Genomic DNA, 19,462 nt, shown 5'->3' on the forward strand with positions numbered 1-19,462 from the left:
CCCAATGTGGACGCCTCATGGGTGGCACGTCCGTGCCGAGCTGGAGCCTTCCGCATCCGGGCTCCCGCGTCCCGAGGGCAAGGAGGATCGCCTCGTTCCAGACGGTGGCATGAAAGAGCAATTTGCCCCCGGCGAGCCGGTGCCTAGGCCGTCGGGGTGATGGGGGGATCACCGATTCATCGGGCATGCATGCTCGCGGCGATGGGAGCGGCCACCGCCTGCGGACCGGGGGACCTGGCGACCGTGCGTGAGGGTAGCGGGCGGGCGGTGGCGCAGGCTTGCATCGAAGGGGCCGAGCGGTCCGAGCGGACTGCGACGGCGGCAGGAGCGAACGCGACGGCCTGCAGTGGTGAGGTGCTTCCGACGTGCTCGCCCGGATGGACGGGGCCCGGGTGTGACTGGCCGTGTGATGGTGCGGAGTGCAGCTTTGCGTCGTACTGCCACGGGGACGGGCGTACCTGGGGGCTCGCGGCCTTTGGGGCGCGGCTGTTCGAGGCCAGTCCGAAGCTCGAGGACGAGGTACTGCATGCGCTCTTCGAACAGTTCGTGGTCGAGCATCCCGAGGACGTGGGGCTCGCGGAGGGCGTGTCGCCGGAGGATCTCGATCTGGTGCCGGCTCCGGCGTTTCGGGCGCCCGCGGGTGGGCTCGAGCTGCTGCGGTTGCAGCAGCGGTACCGTGGGATTCCCGTGTACGGGCCGGACGGCACGGTGCGCGTGACGCTGGGGCCGAGGGGGGCGATCGCGTTCGATGGCGCGATCGTGGACGGGCGGCAGGACTGGGCGAACGTCGAGGAGCACGCGAGCGAGGACTTGGCTCGACGGTCGATCCTCGCGCACGCGGTGGAGCGCTCGGAGCTGTCCGTCGGAGAGTTGGAGCTCGCGAGCCTGCGCCTGGTCGCGGTACCGAGGGTGCAGCGGATCGGGTGGATGGGGACGGTGCGCTCCGGGCTCTCGCCCGTGGCGACGATCGTGGTCGATGCGGATCCAGAGGCGAGCGTTCCTCTGCCGATCCTTCATGCCGAGCACATCGAGGCCGCGGGGCTGGTCGACGAAGTGGATATCAGTGTGATGGCCGAGGATCCCGCGTCGGATGTATTCGGCCCGCCGAACGACACGGCGAGCCTGGCGCAGCTCTTCGATGCGAGCCCACTGCGAGGCTCGATACGCGGGGGCGAGGTGATCGTCGGGACGGAGCGCGTGGTTGGATACGATCTCAGCTCGGCGATGAGCTTCATGGACATCAACACCGTACCGCCGCTGGCGAGCATGACGGCGGACTTCGATGCGCTGCCGGGGACGATCGCGTACGACGTTCAGAACGACTACGTTCGCGTGCAGAGCTACTACGCGTTCGTCGATCAATACATGGCCGGCGTGTGGGAGTCCTTGAACGTCGTACCGAGCGTCCCGCCCGATCTGTTCGCGCCGCGGGTGATGTTGTGGGTGCAGCCTGGCTTCGACCTGTGTCCGATGCAGAGCTATTGCGCCAACTACGTTTCGCTCGAAGGAATACCCCCAGACTTCGTCGCGGATGAGTATGAGCAGCCGCTCGATGGCTCGGTCTTGGAGCACGGCTCGAGGATCGCCATCGAATTCCCCGGCGCGTCGGCGCACGTGCTCGCCCACGAATTCGGCCACATCGTCGATCTGTTCGCGGCGCCGTACTTCGTCGGCGCCGGCTTGGGCTGCACGGGCGCTCCTGGGTGCATGCCGAGCTGCCAGCCCGACACCTCGGAGGAAGCACCAGCGCTACGGGAGGCCGTCGCCCAGGTGTTCACCATCGCGGCCACGAGCGAGCTCTTCCCCATGGCGACCTTCGACGATTGCGACCCCTTACCCGCGATCAGCCTCGGCGCCGATGGTGCCCCGCACAACGATGCGTGTCGGCCGGGTGGTGAGCCCTACTCGCACTTCCTCGACCCGGCTTCCTGCGCCGTGGGAGCGCATTGCGACCACGACTTCGCCGCCCAAGTGGATCCGCCAACGGGGCTGTGCGCTCAGTCGAGAGGCTACCGGGTCGACAGCCTTCACCAGGCGTTCTGGGAGATCTTCCACGGCGAGCGCTGCGCTGCGACGCCACCCTATGTGTGCACGCCGATGAATCTTCCGCCGGGGCTGTCGGCGAGCGACGCCTTCATGCCGGCGTTTCTCTATGTCTTGCGCGTCGATGCGAACTCCTTCCGCCAATTCATCGACGCATTCGCGACGCACGTGTCGTGCAACCTCGGCGCGGCGGTCTACCAGGAGGTCAACGAGGTGCTGTGCCATCACGACCTTCGAGCGTGTGGTGCTCCGCCTCCAGCGATCTGCGAGACCTGCGGCAACGGGGTACGCGAGGGCTCGGAGCTCTGCGACGGCAACGACCTCGGCGGAGCGAGCTGCGCCGGCCTCGAGTTCAGCGGCGGCTTGCTCGCCTGCGACGCCTCGTGCATGCTCGACACGTCGATGTGTGATGCTGCGGAAGGGGCCGACGTGACGGGCGCGACGGACGTCGGCATCGACGTCACCGGGGCTGGAGCGACCGACGACGGTGCAACGGGTGGAGGTGGCGTGAACGCTGGCAGCGGTGGCGGCTGTGAATGCAGCGCGGCATCCAATCGCGGAGCGGACCTCGTCCCGACGGGCCTCGGGTTGCTCGCGCTCGTTGGAGCACGACGGCGTCGTCGTCGCGCTCGCGCGAACGCGCTGGCCGTGACACTCACGGGCCTGGTCGCACAAGCATGCAGCGACCCTACGGTTCGCACGGAGGCGGAGGCATCGAACGGAGATTCCTCGACGACGGGGGAAAGCGGCTCGGAGAACGGCGCCACGGAGACGATGGCAGAGCCACTTCCACAGTGGGCGTTCGGTGTCTTCAGTAGCGAGGCCGACGATGTCGGAATGTCGTTCTCGGACAACCCCTACTGGTGGGGCAAGATCGAGATCATGGCGTCGGGGTCGTTCCTTCTCGACTGGTACGTCTGCTCGGAGCGACAAGAACGTCAGGAGTTCCGTTGGACACTGGCCGACGATGGACGGAGCTTGAACGTCCAAACGCAGCCCCCTGTCGAAGTGTTCACGTTCGGAAACGGCAATCAGGTGTCGGAAGTCATCGTCGAGCCGGGCGACACATGCGATGCGCTTGTCGTCCGCTCCTTCCACATCGAAACGATGACTTGGGTCCCCAACGAGTTCCACCGCGGCGATGTGTGCACGAAGGTCACCGGCCCCGACGGCTGCACGTTCACGTTCGAATGGTGCGACGGCACGCCGCCACCGCCATGCGAGTGAGAGGAGTCGAGCGTGCGATGGTGAGACCACGACAAACATTCGCACGATCACGGCGTCGTCGTGCTCGCCCACGCGCGCTGGCGGTGGCGCTCACGGGCTTGGTCGCACAGGCCTGTAGCGCCCCTACGGTCCGCACGGAGGTGGAGGCATCGAGCGGAGATTCCTCGACGGCGGGCGAGAGCGGCTCGGAGAATGGCGCCACGGACACGATGGGAGAGCCACTTCCACAGTGGGCGCTCGGCGTCTTCAGCAGCGAGGCGGACAGGGTCGGAATGTCCTTCTCGGACAACCCCTACTGGTGGGGCAAGATCGAGATCATGGCGTCGGGGACGTTCCTCCTCGACTGGTATGGTTGCTCGGAGCGACAAGAACGCCAAGAGTTTCGTTGGACACTGGCTGACGATGGGAGGAGCTTGAGCATCCAACCAGAGCCCCCTACCGAAGTGTTCACGTACGGGAACGGCAATCCTGTCTCCGAGGTCATCGTCGAGCCCGGTGAATCCTGTGACACGGTCCTCATCCGCTTCTTCCACATCGAGGCGATGTCATGGGGCGTGGACGAGTACCACCGCGGCGACGTGTGCACGAACGTCACCGCCCCCGACGGCTGCACGTTCACCTTCGAATGGTGCGACGGCACCCCACCGCCTCCATGCGAATGACAGGGAGTCGAGCGCGCGTGGTGAGGCCACGTCAATCCTTTGCACGACGACGTCGCCGTCGCGCTGGCCCGCGCGCGCTGCCCGTGGTGCTCACGGGCGTGGTCGCACGGGCCTCCCACCCCCCGGTGCCCCATCCCCCTCGCCTGTGGTACCAACCCGCCGTCATGTCCACGGCCTTCCCGACCTTCCAGTACCGCTTCATGGCCGCCATGGGCCATGTGATCTTCCCGGCCAACTTCCATCCGGTCGGCACGCAGGCCGCGACCCGGCAGATGCTCGAGCGCGTGGCCCCGGCCTCGGCCCCGTCGCCGGGCGCGGGCGGCAACTGGCTCGTGGTCGGTGGCTCGGGCGGCTTTGGTAGCGCGGCGCGGGTGGTGCTGGGCGCTCGTCGGGGCGCCAACACCCTCAACGTCTCGCTCGACGCCCTGCCCAACCTCGAGAGCAACAACAAGGTGCGTCAGGTCGGCTCGCCGGGCTTCCACCGCAACCTCGCGCTCGAGCGCGGCCTGCGAGAGCGAGGCCTGCTCGCTCGCACCATTCAAGGCGATGCCTTCGATCCCTCGGTGCGGCAGGCGGTGATCGCCGAGCTCCGCGAGTCCTTCGCAGGCAAGCTCGACGGCATCGTGTGGTCGCTGGCGGCCCCGCGTGCCCTCGATCCGCGCACGGGCAAGGCGGTCAGCAGCGCCCTCAAGCCGCTGGGGCAGCCCGTGACCATCAAGACCTTCGCGGGGCGCGACGACAAGAAGGGCGAGCCTGCGCGCGTGGTGGAGATGACCATCCCGCCCGGCAGCCCGGAGGAGGCCATCGGCACGATCTACGTGATGGGCGGCGGCATCGTCGAGCGCTGGATCTCCGAGCTGCTGGCCGCGGGCGTGCTCGCCGATGGCTTCACGCTGCTCACCATCAGCTACCGCGGCAACCCGCTCAACGAGGGCGTCTACCGCAAGGGCCTCATCGGGCTGGCCAAGGCCGACCTCGAGTACACCACCCGCGCCCTCGATGCCCAGCTCGCCGAGCGCCTGTCCGGACGCGCGATTGCGGTGGAGGGGCCGGCCGTGGTCACCGAGGCCTCCGGCGGCATCCCGGGCGTGCCCTTCTACCTCGCCCACGTCATGGACGTGATGGGCGATCGCTTCGAAGACCCCACCGCGAGCATGACCCGCATGTTCGACGACCACTTCGGCCCGAGCGGCCCGAGCCCCGACGACGAGGGCCTGCTGCGCATGGACGACCGCGAGCTCACCGAGGAGGTCCAGGAGCAGATGCGCAACCGCTTCCTGGCCGCCAGCGTGGGCGATGCGTTCCCCGATGCGCTCTACGACTCGTTCATGACCGCCTACGCCCAGACCCGCGGCTTTTCCGTGCCCGGCATCGACTACGCCGCGGAGTTCGAGCCGGCGCAGCTCTGCGATCCCGGCTGATCAAGGGCCTGATCAGCTCCGCGAAAAGGGCGCGGCTATACCTCGCCCTTGCGCGCCTTGTCCAGCCACTTGTCCATCTCGCGCCCGAGCACGTCCTCGATCTTCTTCTGGAACGGCTTGAACAGGAACGGCACCTTGCCGTCGATCCGCAGCTCGTCGTCGTCGAACTCCACCGCCGCATCGATCTTCTGAGACATCACGGTGAACGCGATGGTGGCGCGGTCGTCCGCCTCCCAGTGGAGCTTGGGCTTGTAGTCGGACAGCCGCTCCTCGTAGGCACCGTAGGCCTTCTCGACGACGACGCGAACTCGGGAACGGTCGGCCAAGCCGTGCTGGACGGAATACTTCATGAGTCGACCGGCAGCATAGCATCCGGTTCCCCTGCTGGTCAGCCCGTGGGGCCCCCGCTGGTCAGCCCGCCGGCCCCCGCGCTATGGTCCGCCCGCCATGGGCCCCTCCCCCTCCCGCCCCACCCAGCGGTGGCGCGTCCTCTTCCTGCTGTTCTTCCTCTCGGGGATCAGCGGTCTCATCTACGAGTCGATCTGGTCGCGCTACATCCGGCTGTTCGTGGGCAGCGCCGCCACGGCCCAGATCTTGGTCCTCAGCCTGTTCATGGGCGGGATGTCGCTGGGCGCCCTGCTCGCGGGGCGTCAGCTCCGGCGAGTGCGCTCGCCCGTGCTCGCCTACGGCCTCATCGAGGGCTTCATCGGCCTCTACGCGCTGGCCTTCCCCTACCTGCAAGACCTGGCCATGCGGCTGTCCTACGACGTGCTGTTCCCGGCGCTCGGGGGCGGCTCGGCCGTGGTCGTGGCCAAGTGGCTGGTGGCCGCCCTGCTCATCCTGCCCCCCTGCGTGGCGCTGGGCACCACCTTCCCGCTGATGAGCGTGGGGATCCTGCGTCGCGACCTGACCCACTCGGGCGAGATCCTCAGCCTGCTCTACTTCACCAACAGCCTGGGTGCCTCCACCGGAGCGCTCCTGTCGGGCTTCGTGTTCGTGGGCGCGCTGGGGCTGCCCGGCACCCTCATGGTGGGGGCGGTGATCAACATCTTCATCATGGTCATCGCCATGCGGGACCGCGACCCGGCCCCGCCCATCGAGGAACGCACCGAGAACAAGGCGCCCGGCGAGGCGGTCTCCGGCCACCTGGTGTGGCTGTTCCTCGCGGTCGCGCTGGGCACCGGCCTGTCGTCGTTCATGTACGAGATCGGGTGGATCCGCCTGCTGTCGATGGTGCTGGGCTCGGCCACCCACTCGTTCGAGGTGATGCTCTCGGCCTTCATCCTGGGCCTGGCCATGGGCGGCCTGTTCATCCGCAAGCGCATGGACGGCTACAAGCGCCCCGAGGTCGTGCTCGCGGTGGTGCAGCTGGCCATGGGCCTGGCCGCGATCGCCACCTTGCCGCTCTACGAGCTGGCGGTCGGGGGCATGGGCTGGCTGATGGACTACGACGTCGGCGCCCGCGACCTGCTCTTGTTCGAGCTCTCGCTCGAGCGCACCGACAGCCTGTGGACCACCTTCAACGTGGTTCGCTACCTGCTGTGCCTGCTCATCATGTTCCCCGCCACCTTCTGTGCGGGCATGACCCTGCCGCTGCTCACCCACGTGATGCTCAAGCGCGGCCAGCCCGAGAGCGTGGTCGGCAACGTCTACGGGGTCAACACGCTGGGGGCGATCTCCGGCGCGGTGGCGGCGGGCCTGTTGCTCATGCCGATCGTGGGCATCAAGGGGGTCATCATCCTCGGTGCGCTCATCGACATGCTGCTGGGCCTGGCCCTCCTGCGCCACGAGGTCCGGGTGGGCCGCGCCACCGCTCGCATCAAGAGCTTCATGACCACGGCCAGCGTGGGCACCGTGATGGCCGTGCTGGTGGGCCTGCTGGTGATCCGCGTCGATCCCATGGTGCTCACCTCCACCGTGTTCCGCCACGGTCGGCTCGAGCTGCCCGAGTACTACGACATCCTCAGCTACGTCGACGGTCGCACCGCCAGCGTGACGGTGGTCCACAACACCAGCCACCCGAGCTATCACATCATCTACACCAACGGAAAGCCCGACGCCTCGATCGTGCTCGATCGCTGGCCGGAGGATCGCGACCCCATGCAGGGGCCCGACATCGCCGGCGACGAGCCCAACCAGTTCCTCGTGGGCATCGTGCCATTGATGGCCAAGCCGCAGGCCTCCCAGGCCGCGCTCATCGGCTTCGGCTCGGGCGTCACCTGCCACACGGTGCTGGGCTCGCCCAACCTCGAGCGGCTCGACACGGTGGAGATCGAGCCGCAGATGGTGGAGGGCTCGCGATTCTTCATGCCGGTCAACTACCGCGCCTACGAGGACCCGCGCAGCCACATCGTGTTCGACGATGCCAAGGCCTACTTCGCCTCCGCCGGCTACAAGTACGACTTCATCATCTCCGAGCCCACCAACCCCTGGGTGAGCGGGGTGTCCAGCCTGTTCACCGTCGAGTTCTATCAAGAGGCCAAGCGCTACCTCAAGCCGGGCGGTCTGCTGGCCCAGTGGCTGCAGGGCTACGAGCTCTCCGACGAGCTGATGATGAGCGTGCTCGCGGCCATCGACCGCGAGTTCGAGGACTACCTCGTGGTGCGGATCGGCTCGCTCGACTGGGTGATCCTCAGCTCCCCCGATGGCCCGATCCCCGAGCTCTCCCCCGAGGTGCTCGGCTGGCCGGACATGCAGGACAGCTTCGAACTGCTGGGGATCTACGACGTGGGCCAGATCGACGGCCTGGTGATCGCCAACAAGCGTCTGCTGCACCCGTTCATCTCCCAGCGCACGCCCAACCGCGACGAGAAGCCGCTGCTCGACACGGGCGCCGAGAAGCAGCGGTTCTTGCGGTCCTCGGCCGAGTTCCTGCACGAGATGCGCTGGACGCCGGCGCCGATCCTGCCCGTGCTCGCGGGCCTGACGCCCCGGCCCTACCCGCGCGCGGGCATCGGTGACCTTCGCGATCCGCACATCCTCGAGGAGGCCGAGGAGGCCATGCTGCTCATGCGCAGCTTCGAGGACGGCAGCGCTCCCGTCGCCGAGGGCCTGTCGGGCGTGAAGATGCCGCTGTGGAAGCAGCAGCACGCGACCGGGCCCGGCGACTGGGACGGATGGCTCGAGGCGACCTACGCGGTCTACGATCGCGTCGTCCCGCACCTGCCGGTGGCCAGCACGCCGTGGTGGGCCGAGGTCGTGCGGGTGGGGCTGTCCTCGGACGCGCCCCAGAGGGTTCGCAGCGCGATCGAGATCCTCGACGCCCAGGCGCGACTCGACGGGCCGCGGCTGTGGGCCGCGGTGGAGCCCACGCTGGCGCTGTCGGACGAGGAGCACGCGCTGTCGCGCAGCATTCGGGCGGTGGCGGGGCTGCTGGCGCTCGAGCTGATGCAGGTGCCCGCGCAGCGGCGTCAGCAGTTCGCGCGCGACTTCATGGCCGAGCTGAACAACGGCACCGGCAGCGGCGACTACGGGTTCCAGGTGCTGCGCGCCTACGCCGAGCGCGAGTAGGCCACGGGTGAGCGACGATCCGGACGCGACCAGTGAGAGCGAGCGGCGCTTCGCCACTCGCGAGCTGTCGTACGCCGAGGAGCTCCACTACTTCCGACTCGCGCTGCGCAACTACGCCGAGGCGGCGCTGCTGCTCCACCGTCGGCATGGCGACGTGGTGCGCAAGCGCCTGCCGCGACGGGCGCTGTGGTTCGTGCATCCCCGCCACCTGCGGCGAATCCTCCGGACCAACGTGCGCAACTATCCAAAGGCGGGCCCGAGCGGGGGGCTCTACGACTACCTGCGGCCGATCCTCGGCAACGGGCTGTTCGTGAGCGATGGCGAGCTGTGGACCCGGCAGCGGCGGATCCTCGCCCCCGAGTTCCGCACCGCGACCGTGGGCCGGTTCTTGCCCGTGATCGTGGAGCGCACCCAGGAGATGCTCGACGAGTGGGCGCGCAGCGTCGACGGGGAGGCTCGCGACATCTCCGACGACATGATGCGCCTGACCATGTGGGTGGTGGGCGGATCGATGTTCAAGAGCGACCTGCGCCAGGAGGCCGAGGCGATCGGACACGCGCTCGAGCTGCAGCTGCGGCAGAGCACCCGGCAGATCCTCAGCGCGGGCCTGCTGCGCCCGTGGATGCCCACGCCGGGCAATCTCGAGGCGCGCCGTGCCGCACGCGAGCTCGATGCGCTCGTGCGCGGGATCGTGACGCGGGGACGGGCCGGCGACGTGGGCGAGGTCGACGTGCTCTCGCGCCTGCTGGTGGCTCGCGACGGGGAGACGGGCGAGGCCATGAGCGATCAGCAGCTCGTCGACGAGGTCAAGTCGCTGATCCTCGCCGGGCACGAGACCACCAGCCTCACGCTCGCCTGGACCTTCTACCTGCTGGCCCACCACCCCGAGGTCGAGGCCCGGCTCGTCGAGGAGGTCACGCGGGTCCTGGGCGATCGGCCACCGCGGCCCGAAGACGTGCCCGAGCTGATCTACACCCGCATGGTCTTGTTCGAGGTGATGCGCCTCTACCCGCCCGTGCCGGCCGTGCCGCGCATCGCGATCGACGACGACGAATTCGACGGAGTCCGGGTGCGAGCGGGCGAGAACACGAACGTGGTGCCGTTCGTGACCCACCGCCACCCCGAGTTCTGGACCCACCCCGACGTGTTCGACCCGCAGCGCTTCCATCCGTCGCGCATCGATGCGATCGAGCCCTACGCCTACCTGCCGTTCCTGCGCGGGCGGAGGGCATGCCTGGGCGAGCACTTCGCGATGCTCGAGGGCGTGGTGTCGCTGGCCATGCTGGTGCGTCGATTCCACCTCGAGTGGGCCGAGGCACGGGCGATGCAGACCCGGCCGATCTCCACGCTGCGGTTCGAGCGACCGCTGCGCATGCGGGTGCGGGCGCGCTGAGCCTCGGGCCGCGATCCGGGGCTCGGGGCGTTCATGGGTAGCGTGGCGGCACGAGACCCACGTTCACGTGCGCGTGAAGGAGCCCGACGGGAGCTGCAACCAAGGGCTCGCCCGACGTGCGACCGCGCATGCGTGTGCGCTCGTGAACGAGGGCTCGATCGCGAGCGATGAGAATCGTGGCAGGGTGGTCTACGCTCTACCCGTGTCACGCATCCATGGATTCGAAGTCCGCCTGTCCCTCCTGACGTTCGCGTTGCTGCTTCCCGCGTGCGGGGCCGCTGACGACGACACCAGCGACCTCGCTCGGGTGCTGTCCGACTCGCCCGACGACCTCGAGCGGGCCGAGACGCTGGCCTACCTCCACCTCGACGAGCGTGCCGACACCTTGCTGGCCGGGGTGGACGAGCTTTGGACCGAGCGGGTCGTGGTCGACGAGCTGGGGATGTCGCACACTCGCCTGCAGCAGACCGTGGCCGGCGTGCCCGTGTTCGGCGGCGGGGCCATCGTGCACACCGACGCGCTCGGGGCCTTCGATGGCATGACCGACGGCCTCTTGCGGGACCTCGTGGTCGACACCACGCCCACGCTCGGCGAGCGCGAGGCGGTGGCGCTGGCCGTGCAGAACGTGGGCGGCTGGGGCAGCCTGAGCGACGAGCCGCGAGCCGAGCTGCTGGCGCTGCGTCACGAGGGGCGCGATCACCTCGCCTACCGCGTGGAGCTGCGTCAGATGGGGCACGCGCGCGAGCCCTCGGCCCCGGTGGTGTTCGTCGATGCCCACGGCGGCGAGGAGATCTGGCGCCACGAGGGGCTCGAGCACTACGCGCTCTCCACGGCGAACCGGGTCACCTACGACATGAACAACGGCACCGACTTCGGGGCCGCGGTGGTCGGCGACTCGTCGGATGCGACGCTGCTCCAGACCCACGACTCGGTCAAGCACACGCTGGCCGTGCTGAGCAAGAAGCTCTACCGCAGCTCCTACGACGGCGCGGGCGCGGTGGTCCACACCTACGGGCACTACGGCAACGCCTACGTCAATGCGTTCTGGGATTCCGGAGCCTCGCGGCTGGTGATCGGCGACGGTGGCGGGCAATTCGGGCACTTTGGCGTGCTCGACATCGTGGCACACGAGCTCGGGCACGCCGTGACCGACCACGAGTCCAACTTCACCTACTACGGCGAGCCGGGCGCGCTCGACGAGTCGAGCGCGGACATCTTCGCTGCGTTCGTCTCCCATCACGTCCAGGGGGATGGCGGCTGGGTGTTCGACATCGGCGAGGACTGCTGGCTGCCGCTCGATCCCAGCGTGGCGCTCCGCTACATGTCGCGGCCGTCCGACGACGGCTCGTCGCGCGATCACTACTCCACGCGCTACCAGGGCGCGGCCGACAACGGCGGGGTGCACTTCAACTCGGGCATCGCCAACCACTTCTTCTACCTGCTGTCGCACGGCGGCCAGCACCACGATCCCGCGCTGCGCAGCGGCCTGGTGATCGACGGCATCGGGATCGAGGACGCCCATGCGATCTGGTACCGCGCTCTGACCGTCTACATGCTGCCGGGCACCGGCTTCACCAAGGCCCGCCTGGCCACCGAGAAGGCGGCCGACGATCTGTTCGACGCGTCGGTGGTCGAGCAGGTGGAGGAGGCCTGGTACGAGGTCGGCGTGGGCGGCCCTCCGTAGGCGCGTGCGGGAGCTCCCGCGGCTGCGCTACCATGGCTCGCCTCATGATCATCGACGCCTGGCTGCAACATCCCAGCGGTGCGTTCCTGCGACGTGGACGCGCTGGGGCTCTGCGACGACGCGCGGGCGCTGTTCCTGGGGGGCAATGCAGCGCGGGTGTTCGGGCTGGACGAGCCGGCGGGGTAGCGTCGTCGACTCGGAGTAGAGGCGAGCGGGTTGGCCGGTCGCGAGTCGGCGGTGTGAAGGCGGGCCGGCCCGGATGATCGTGGTGCGCGAGGCAGGAGCGCCGGTTCGGGACGCGGGCCGATGCTTGGGCCATGTCGCACACCTGGGCGCATGAGGACGGTCGCAGGCCGGCGCTCCATCGGCAATTCGTTCACGAGCGCGGCGATCGCTCGATCGAGCGCGTTGGCACCGGGCTTGCTTGGCAGGGGCACCCAACCATTCGAAGGCAAGCAAGGGAGAACCGATGAAGCCAACGCACTCGATCCTGGAACTCGTGGCGGCGCTCGTGCTCGTGGGAATGATCGCGGGCGGGACGGGCTGCGAGCGGACCCAGGAGCCGGCCAAGAGCGACGCACCGCCCGTGGACGACCGCACCGTCGATCCCGGCGGCGAGCTCGAGCAAGCGGGACGCGAGCTCGATCAGAGCAAGGACGAGGCGGTGGCCAAGGCGCGGGCTCGTCTGCAGCAGGTCGATCGCGAGCTCGAGCAGCTCGGTCGTGACGCCGAGCAGCACGGCACCGAGCTGCAGGCCGAGCTCCGCGAGAAGCGGCGTGCGCTGAGCGAGCGCATCGATCGGCTCGAGCAGCAGTCGAGGGAATCCTGGCAGTCGACTCGGGCCGAGGTCGAGCGAAATCTCTCCGAGGCGATGGAGTCGCTCGAGCACGAGCTCCGTGAAGCTCGCAAGGACATCGAAACCTCCGCCAACGGCGCGCAAGAGCCCGGACCGAGCGGAGCACCACAGAGGACGAAACAACCATGAACAACACGACCATCGTCATTGCCATCACGGCCCTGACGGGACTTGGGGGCTGTGCGAACGCCAATCTCTCGCAGCGGAAGCTGGCGGAGACCCAAGCGACGATCGAGGCCGCGAGTCGTAGCGAGAATTCCACCAACCCCGAGGTGGCGCTTCACCTCAAGTACGCCAACGACCAGGTCGACCGCGCCAAGGAGCTGATGCGCAGGCGCAAGGACGACGCGGCCCAGCGCATGCTCGATCGCGCTCGCGCCGACGCCGACCTGGCCGTGGCGCTCGCCAACAGCGAGGAGAGTCGCCAGCAGGCCCGCGAGGCGTGGAACGAGGTGAACGAACTGCAGCAACAACGGTCGCCGGCAACCAGTGACTCGGTGCACGACATGCCAACGCATGAACAACACCACGAGATCGAGTGACGAGAGAAGGAAGGAACCCATGAAGACGATGTCATCAATGCTGGCCATTCTCGTGATCACGCTTGGCCCCGCGGCCTGTGCTCACGATCCCACCAACGATCTGGTCGATGCACGTCGTGCCTACGCGCAGGCGTCCGACGGTCCGGCCAACGAGCATGCGCCCGTCGACCTCTACGAGGCCGAGAAGGCGCTGCAGCGCGCCGAGCAGGCGCACCAGGACGATCCGGGCTCCAAGCGGGAGCGCGATCTCGCCTACGTCGCCATGCGACGGATCCAGCTCGCGGAGGCCAAGGCCAACGCGACGAAGGCCGCCCAGGCCGAGCAGCGGGCCGAGGCCACGCGCACCAACCTCCTTCGCCGGCAGCGCGATCGATCCATGGAGCGACTTGGGCAGGTCGAGCGGAAGCTCGGTGACCGCGAGCGGCTGCTGCAGGATCGCGAGCAGGCGCTCCAGGAGGCTCGGCTCGAGCGCGACGCCTTCCAGCGGCGGCTCTCGGCGGCGACGGCGAGCCTGGCGGGCCAGGCCAAGATCGAGGACGATGCCCAGAAGGGTCGTACCGTGGTCGTGCTCAACTCCGAGGTGTTGTTCACCAAGGGCAGCGCGGACCTGCTCGACCCGGCCAAGGACAGCCTGCGGAAGCTCGCGCGAGCGCTCGAGGAGCACGGAGGCAATCCGGGGATCGTGATCGAGGGCTACACCGACTCCACGGGGAGCTCGGCCTTCAACCGACGCCTCTCGCAAGAGCGAGCGAACTCCGTGCGGCAGTTTCTCGTGCAGGAGGGCATGGCAGCCGGCTCCATCTCCGCGATCGGCTTCGGAGAAGCGGATCCCGTGGCCAGCAACGCGACCCCCGAGGGACGGGCGAACAACCGGCGGGTGGAGATCGTGATCGAGGACCGAGCGCAAGGCGACGAGTCGGCGCTCGGTCGCAAGGGAGGCGGCTAGAAGCCCGGGGCTAGTCCGGTGCTGCCTCCCGTCGCCCGACCCACACCCCCAGCGACAGCACGCCCAGCGTGGCGAGCACCATCGACACCACCACCGGGGTCGGGGACGCGCCGAGCATGAAGAGCATGGTGGCGGCCACCGCGGGGACCTGCGGGGCGGAGCTGGCCAGCATGAGCGCCTCGAAGTCCGCCTTGCGACGGGCTTGCTCGGCCGTCATCCCGCGTCGGACGACTCGCAGCTCGCGTCGGGCCAATACCCGAACGAGCCACCACCCCAGCCCCGTGGCCGCCACGGTGAGGGGAACGGTGGCCCATGCCCATGGCGTAAGCGTGGGGGACAACCAGGCACGCACGCGCTCGAAGTCTGGTGGCATCAGCAGGCGTCGCATGCCCGACTCCACCGCCAGGGCCATCGGCGTGGAGAGGGCGATGAGCCCCAGCAGCCCCCACGACCGCCGTTGGCTGGGGATTTGGCCAGTGGGCGGGCCAAACGTGTGGCCAAACGTGTGGTCGGTCGTGTGGCCCGACGTACCGCCAGTCGTATGGTCGGCCTCGGCCATGGTCGAGACGATCAAAGGCGGGCCTGGCCGCGGGCGCAAGGGGAATTGACCCGCAGCGCGTCAGGCGTGTAGCGTGCCAAGTGTAGGTTGCCAGCCCGACGAGGGAGGTCGTGGCCGACACCCCATCGGCGGATGCGAGCGCCTACGAGCCCCGGAGCCACGCATGGCGCACCCGCGACGACCCGTGTCCGCACCATCCCCCAACGTCACGCTCTCCCTCGCGCTGGGGGTCGGTCTGTGCCTTGGCCTCGCGCCGCGAGCCGCGCTGGCCGAGCCCGACGAGGACGATCTGTCGCTCGACGACGAGGAGGAAGAAGATCCGCTCGACGACGAGGGCGAGGAGCAGCCGCTCGATGACGAGGAAGCCCCCGGTGCATCGGGCGGCGCGTCGGGCAGCGCCTCGGTGAGCCTGGGCGGGGGGGCATCTGCCAAGGGCGAGGGCAAGGGCAAGGGCAAGAAGCAGAAGGCCCCCAAGCAGAAGGACGATCGTCCGTTCATCAAGCGCTACAGCCCCCAAAATCACATGATCAACGCGGGCGCATACCTCGGCGCCTTCTGGCGCGCCGACAACCATGGCCTGTTCGATCGAAGCCTCGGCGATCGTCCCGACACGCAGCGCACCAATTTCGACGTGGGCTTTCGCCTGGAGTACATGCCGATCCCCTACATCGGGGTCGGCTTCGAGGGGGGCGCGATGCCCACCAACAGCACCAGCATCATGGGCGGGGCCAAGGGCAACTTCTATGCCGTGCGCGGCCACGTGATCGGTGCGCTGCCCTATCGCATCACGCCCACGCTCGCCGTCGGCGGCGGGCTGGTGGGCCTGCGCTCGAACGAGCCCATCCTCAACGGGGCCGATCCCGCGTTCCACTGGGGCCCCGGCGCCAAGTTCTTCATCAACGAGTGGATCGCGGTGCGGGTGGACGGCCGCCACATGGTCTCTTCGCGCATCGAGGGCAACCGCGTGCACCACGGCGAGCTGCTGTTCGGGGCCGAGGTCACCATTCGCCTCACCAAGTGGGTGGGCGCCAAGTGGCGATCCCAGCGGACCGACACCGACGGCGACGAGATCGCGGACTACTGGGACGAGTGTCCCAAGGAGTGGGGCGACGGCGAGAACGGCTGCCCGCTCGATCGCGACACCGACCGGGACGGCATCAAGGACAAGCACGACAGGTGCCCCAACGAGTGGGGCGACGGTCCCGATGGCTGTCCGATCCCCGACAAGGATGGCGACGGCATCCTCGACCTCGACGATCGCTGCGAGGAGCAGCCCGAGAACTACAACGGCATCGACGACGAGGATGGCTGCCCCGACGAGATCCCCGAGGAGGTCAAGCAGTTCGAGGGCGTGCTCAAGGGCATCTACTTCGACACGGGCAAGTCCACGATCCGCAAGAAGTCGTACCCGGCCCTCGATCGCGTGGTGAAGGTGCTCGAGAAGTACCCGGGGCTCAAGGTCGAGATCAGCGGTCACACCGACAGCGTGGGCTCCGAGGAGGACAACGTGGTGCTGTCGCAAGAGCGTGCCGACGCGGTCAAGCAGTTCATGGTCGACAAGGGGATCGACGAGGGCCGCATCACCACCCGCGGCGCCGGGCCCAACGAGCCGATCGCCGACAACAAGTCCAAGAAGGGCCGTCAGCAGAACCGCCGCATCGAGTTCAGGCTGCAGTAGCACGTCGGCTCAGCGCTCGACCGCCACGGGCTCCACCCGGCCGATGCCGAGCCGGAGGTTGCGAGCCTGTGGCCGGCGCTCGACCACCATGTGGGCGTCGATGATGCCGATTTGCTGCGAACTCGCGCCGCAGCCGGTGGATCTCCACATGGAGGCGGCCGGTGGTATAGCCGAGCTGATCGCACAGGGCCTCCTGCTCCACCCAGCCGCGCTCCTCCTCGAGGTGGTGGGACCGGTCGTCGCGTCGGGCCTTGGCGAGCAGCAGGAGCGGCCGATGGTGAGCCCGCGGCTCGAGTGGCGTGGAGCGATCGCCCCGGCTGACGACCAGCTCGACCAGCTCGGCCCGCTCGTCCTCGGCCCCGGCCACCGAGAGCCGCAGCTCGACCGAGGCCAGTGTCGGCGGATCCACGGAGCCATCGGACACGTCGAGGGTCGACGGCACCAGCTCGGGCAGCCAAAGCGACCACGAGCCGCGCTCGCCGCAGACGACGTCGCCGTCCTCGACGATCGACCGGGTGCCGTCGCGCTCCAACCACCAGCGGCCATCGCGATGCACCACGACGAGCTCGGGATCGGCCGGGTCGGGGAGCAGGAGCCGCGCCCCTTGCCCCTCCACGACGCCCTCGGTGGGCTCCACGCCCGTGGCCACCGGCTCGGGAGGCCCTGCGTCGATCATCTCGTACTCGCTCGGGTGGCCGAATCCCAGGGCCGCTCCGCGGGCCACCGGTACCGGCTGTCCGGGCACGAGGCGCTGACCATCGACGTAGGTGCCGTTGCGGCTGCGTAGATCTTGCAAGCGGTGATCGGCTATTCGGGCTTCTTCAGGTGCCAGAAACCAAATATCGCATGTCGGTCTCGATACATCTCGTACACGCGAACGTTGAAGCCGTTGATCAGCCGTAGCACGAACGCCTCGTTGTCGAGCTCGGGATCGATCATGCTCTTCAAGTACGCCTCCAGGGGCTCTCGATTGGCCTTCATGGCTCGCTCCACCTTGGGGGTGATCTCCTGATAGGAGACGATCTCGAAGCCGGATGTCTCGACCGCATTGCGGTAGTGCTCGATCCGGTCCTCGAAGATGTTGTCCGCATACAGGAACGTGCCCCCGGGGCGCACCACACGAAGCGCCTCTGCGAAGAATTTGGGGACATCCGGGTACGAGTGGGATGATTCCAGGTTGAGCGCGACGTCGAAGGACGCATCGTCGAAGGGCAGATCGTCCGCGCTGCTCTGGACGAACGTCATGTTGGGAAGGGAGTGAACCCGCTGGCAGAAGCGGATGTTGCCGTCGGACAGGTCGACCCCGGTCGCACTCCTGACGCCCCCGTACTTGACGGCATACGAGAGATTGCCCCCACGGCCGGTGCCGATCTCGAGGAGATCCTTGCCCTCGAGTTCGATCCCCCGAAAGAGGAATTCGATGAACGCGACGCTGTACCGATGCACGGGGTGGAATCCCTCGTGCACCGCGGGCTCCCCTTCGGTCTCGTCGAAGTAGCCGTGGTTCATGAAGACGTAGTGGTCCGCTGGCACCATCGTCGTGAGTTTCTCGTAGAAGCTGCGGGGATCAGAATCGCCCATGTCGTCCTCTCTCGTCGTCCGTCTGCTAGGTCGTCCGTCTGTTGGCCGAACGATCGTGTCAGTGGATGTCACCGTGGTTGCTGTCGTGCACCCTGTCTGGTGCCGAGTTCGAATCTCTGTGCCACCTTCGTCAGCTTTCGGTAGGCCAGCACCGAGAGGTCCCTCAGGAGCAACTGCCTGGATACGCGATAGCTCCAGTGTCCCTTGAAGAACAGCGTGAGCGAGATCGCGGGCTCGATGCAGCGGGTGCAGTGCCACCAGTGAGGAGGGATGTAGAGGAGGTCTCCGGGCGAGAGGTAGACATCGAGCGGGCGAGCGTCGGCGTACGCAGGGAAACGCTCGGTCATTCCTAGCCCGACTCGAGACCAGTTGGCCTGCCGGGTGGGAGCGCTCGTGAGCGAGAAGGGGTAGAGCTTGTCGGTGTCGTCTGGTGAAAACAGCCGAAAGAGCTTCTGCCCGCACATCGAGAGCGCGAATGCCTGAGAGGCCCCCGCCCAGAAGACCGGGTGATAGTGGATCTCCGTGCCTTGGCCCTTGGGGCCCACGAACATCCCGTAGCTCTCCGTTCCGGCGTCGCCGAGGTAGGGCTGGAGGAAGTGGGGGATGCGGACCTCGGGCATCAGCTCGGGGAAGATGCCTCCGAGCGTGGCGTAGGTCATGTACTTCGAGAGCCCCGCGGGGGTGTTCATCTCATCGAGGTAGGTTCCGAGGTCCTCCTTCCCCCAGCTCCAGTCTGCCATCCGCGCGTCGTCGGAGTCGAAGACTTGGAGCTTGACCAGCCGATCGGGGAAGTCGCGTCGGAGCCGCTCGATCGACCAACTCGGGCTCGGGAAGCTCGCCGTGACGCCTCGAACGACCAGGGGGCGTCCCGCTCGAAGGTGGCGGTGGAGGAACGCTTCGGGCGTAATGTCGTCCACGATATCGATGTTCAGCATCGGTACCTCTCGCGGTGACCCTCTCGGCAGTGACCATCGCCTCACGCGACTGTGACGTCGTCATTCGGCGCAATCGATGACCGCGTGGTCGAGGCTCCTCTACGGTACGCTCGTCGAGCGAAGGTCCCAACCGCCTCCCGGGGCTCGAGGTGTTCGGGCCTGGAGGTGCGCTGCTTCGGATTCTCCGCGTCGATCGACTCGCATGGGGCCATCCCCTCGCATCCGGCGGAGGATCGGGCCCTACGGGACCGTTGTCAACGGCAATCGTGCTACCATCGTGTTGCAACGCCGACGCACGCGATGACGCAAATCGACCGGCGAGACACCGAGCGCCCTCGGGACATCGTGCTCGATGGGCGTGACGACGGGAGCCAGCAGGGGCGCTCGTGCTCGCGTGGTCGAGGTCACGTAGCACTGCCTGACGA

General features: G+C 68.0%; 15 protein-coding genes. 10 read left to right on the forward strand and 5 right to left on the reverse strand.

Annotated elements, in window-relative coordinates; genetic code table 11:
• Positions 1–243: 243 nt before the first annotated feature.
• The 3 genes from OEB96_RS38780 to OEB96_RS38790 all read left to right on the forward strand — a co-directional run bounded on the left by OEB96_RS38780 (position 244) and on the right by OEB96_RS38790 (position 5,353).
• Complete coding sequence (locus OEB96_RS38780; protein ID WP_266221942.1) at positions 244–3,270, forward strand: hypothetical protein; 3,027 nt, start codon at positions 244–246, stop codon at positions 3,268–3,270.
• Positions 3,271–3,410: 140 nt separating this feature from the next.
• A complete protein-coding gene (locus tag OEB96_RS38785) occupies positions 3,411–3,932 on the forward strand; it encodes a hypothetical protein (RefSeq protein ID WP_266221943.1) in 522 nt (173 codons plus the stop codon).
• Between the two features lie 164 nt (positions 3,933–4,096).
• Positions 4,097–5,353, forward strand: coding sequence for a hypothetical protein (locus OEB96_RS38790; protein WP_266221944.1), 1,257 nt, complete (start codon positions 4,097–4,099; stop codon positions 5,351–5,353).
• 35 nt (positions 5,354–5,388) lie between these two features.
• Here the strand turns inward: OEB96_RS38790 and OEB96_RS38795 are convergent, their stop codons facing one another.
• Positions 5,389–5,703 carry a polyhydroxyalkanoic acid system family protein gene (locus OEB96_RS38795; RefSeq protein ID WP_266221945.1) on the reverse strand — a complete coding sequence of 105 codons (315 nt, stop codon included), beginning with the start codon at positions 5,701–5,703 and terminating at the stop codon, positions 5,389–5,391.
• A 97-nt stretch (positions 5,704–5,800) separates the two neighbouring features.
• On the opposite strand from OEB96_RS38795, the gene OEB96_RS38800 reads away from it, so the two are divergent.
• From OEB96_RS38800 to OEB96_RS38825, 6 genes are all read left to right on the forward strand, one after another.
• On the forward strand, positions 5,801–8,863 hold the full coding sequence (locus tag OEB96_RS38800; protein ID WP_266221946.1) for a spermine/spermidine synthase domain-containing protein: 3,063 nt from the start codon (positions 5,801–5,803) through the stop codon (positions 8,861–8,863).
• Between the two features lie 7 nt (positions 8,864–8,870).
• Positions 8,871–10,256 (forward strand): cytochrome P450, encoded by a 1,386-nt coding sequence (locus OEB96_RS38805; protein ID WP_266221947.1) that lies wholly within the window; start codon positions 8,871–8,873, stop codon positions 10,254–10,256.
• Positions 10,257–10,458: 202 nt separating this feature from the next.
• Positions 10,459–11,940 carry a M4 family metallopeptidase gene (locus OEB96_RS38810; protein ID WP_266221948.1) on the forward strand — a complete coding sequence of 494 codons (1,482 nt, stop codon included), beginning with the start codon at positions 10,459–10,461 and terminating at the stop codon, positions 11,938–11,940.
• Positions 11,941–12,409: 469 nt separating this feature from the next.
• Positions 12,410–12,925, forward strand: a complete 516-nt coding sequence (locus OEB96_RS38815; protein WP_266221949.1) for a hypothetical protein — start codon at positions 12,410–12,412, stop codon at positions 12,923–12,925.
• Complete coding sequence (locus OEB96_RS38820; RefSeq protein ID WP_266221950.1) at positions 12,922–13,338, forward strand: DUF4398 domain-containing protein; 417 nt, start codon at positions 12,922–12,924, stop codon at positions 13,336–13,338. The genes OEB96_RS38815 and OEB96_RS38820 overlap by 4 nt, the downstream gene beginning before the upstream one ends.
• Positions 13,339–13,375: 37 nt before the next feature.
• A complete protein-coding gene (locus OEB96_RS38825) occupies positions 13,376–14,284 on the forward strand; it encodes an OmpA family protein (protein ID WP_266221951.1) in 909 nt (302 codons plus the stop codon).
• Between the two features lie 10 nt (positions 14,285–14,294).
• On the opposite strand, the gene OEB96_RS38830 is transcribed toward OEB96_RS38825, so the two are convergent.
• Positions 14,295–14,843, reverse strand: a complete 549-nt coding sequence (locus tag OEB96_RS38830; protein WP_266221952.1) for a hypothetical protein — start codon at positions 14,841–14,843, stop codon at positions 14,295–14,297.
• A 184-nt stretch (positions 14,844–15,027) separates the two neighbouring features.
• Between OEB96_RS38830 and OEB96_RS38835 the strand changes: the two genes are divergently transcribed.
• A complete protein-coding gene (locus OEB96_RS38835; protein ID WP_266221953.1) occupies positions 15,028–16,521 on the forward strand; it encodes an OmpA family protein in 1,494 nt (497 codons plus the stop codon).
• On the opposite strand, the gene OEB96_RS38840 is transcribed toward OEB96_RS38835, so the two are convergent.
• The 3 genes from OEB96_RS38840 to OEB96_RS38850 all read right to left on the reverse strand — a co-directional run bounded on the left by OEB96_RS38840 (position 16,508) and on the right by OEB96_RS38850 (position 19,037).
• Positions 16,508–17,317: an FHA domain-containing protein gene (locus OEB96_RS38840; protein WP_323137479.1), complete on the reverse strand. Its 810-nt coding sequence runs from the start codon at positions 17,315–17,317 to the stop codon at positions 16,508–16,510. The genes OEB96_RS38835 and OEB96_RS38840 overlap by 14 nt on opposite strands.
• 11 nt (positions 17,318–17,328) lie before the next feature.
• Entirely contained in the window at positions 17,329–18,102 is a 774-nt protein-coding gene (locus OEB96_RS38845) for a class I SAM-dependent methyltransferase (protein WP_266221954.1), read from the reverse strand.
• Positions 18,103–18,170: 68 nt separating this feature from the next.
• Entirely contained in the window at positions 18,171–19,037 is an 867-nt protein-coding gene (locus OEB96_RS38850; protein ID WP_266221955.1) for a cupin-like domain-containing protein, read from the reverse strand.
• Between the last annotated feature and the right edge of the window lie 425 nt (positions 19,038–19,462).

Origin of the sequence: Paraliomyxa miuraensis, assembly GCF_026337845.1 — a bacterium.
GTDB lineage: Bacteria > Myxococcota_A > Polyangia > Nannocystales > Nannocystaceae > Paraliomyxa > Paraliomyxa miuraensis.

What these genes read in the sequence shown, in the direction of transcription:
- OEB96_RS38800 (WP_266221946.1), top strand. Translation starts at nt 5,801, where the DNA reads ATGGGCCCCTCCCCCTCCCGCCCCACCCAGCGGTGGCGCGTCCTCTTC.
- OEB96_RS38825 (WP_266221951.1), top strand. Translation starts at nt 13,376, where the DNA reads ATGCTGGCCATTCTCGTGATCACGCTTGGCCCCGCGGCCTGTGCTCAC.
- OEB96_RS38790 (WP_266221944.1), top strand. Translation starts at nt 4,097, where the DNA reads ATGTCCACGGCCTTCCCGACCTTCCAGTACCGCTTCATGGCCGCCATG.
- OEB96_RS38820 (WP_266221950.1), top strand. Translation starts at nt 12,922, where the DNA reads ATGAACAACACGACCATCGTCATTGCCATCACGGCCCTGACGGGACTT.
- OEB96_RS38795 (WP_266221945.1), bottom strand. Translation starts at nt 5,703, where the DNA reads ATGAAGTATTCCGTCCAGCACGGCTTGGCCGACCGTTCCCGAGTTCGC.
- OEB96_RS38815 (WP_266221949.1), top strand. Translation starts at nt 12,410, where the DNA reads ATGAAGCCAACGCACTCGATCCTGGAACTCGTGGCGGCGCTCGTGCTC.
- OEB96_RS38830 (WP_266221952.1), bottom strand. Translation starts at nt 14,843, where the DNA reads ATGGCCGAGGCCGACCATACGACTGGCGGTACGTCGGGCCACACGACC.
- OEB96_RS38845 (WP_266221954.1), bottom strand. Translation starts at nt 18,102, where the DNA reads ATGGGCGATTCTGATCCCCGCAGCTTCTACGAGAAACTCACGACGATG.
- OEB96_RS38850 (WP_266221955.1), bottom strand. Translation starts at nt 19,037, where the DNA reads ATGCTGAACATCGATATCGTGGACGACATTACGCCCGAAGCGTTCCTC.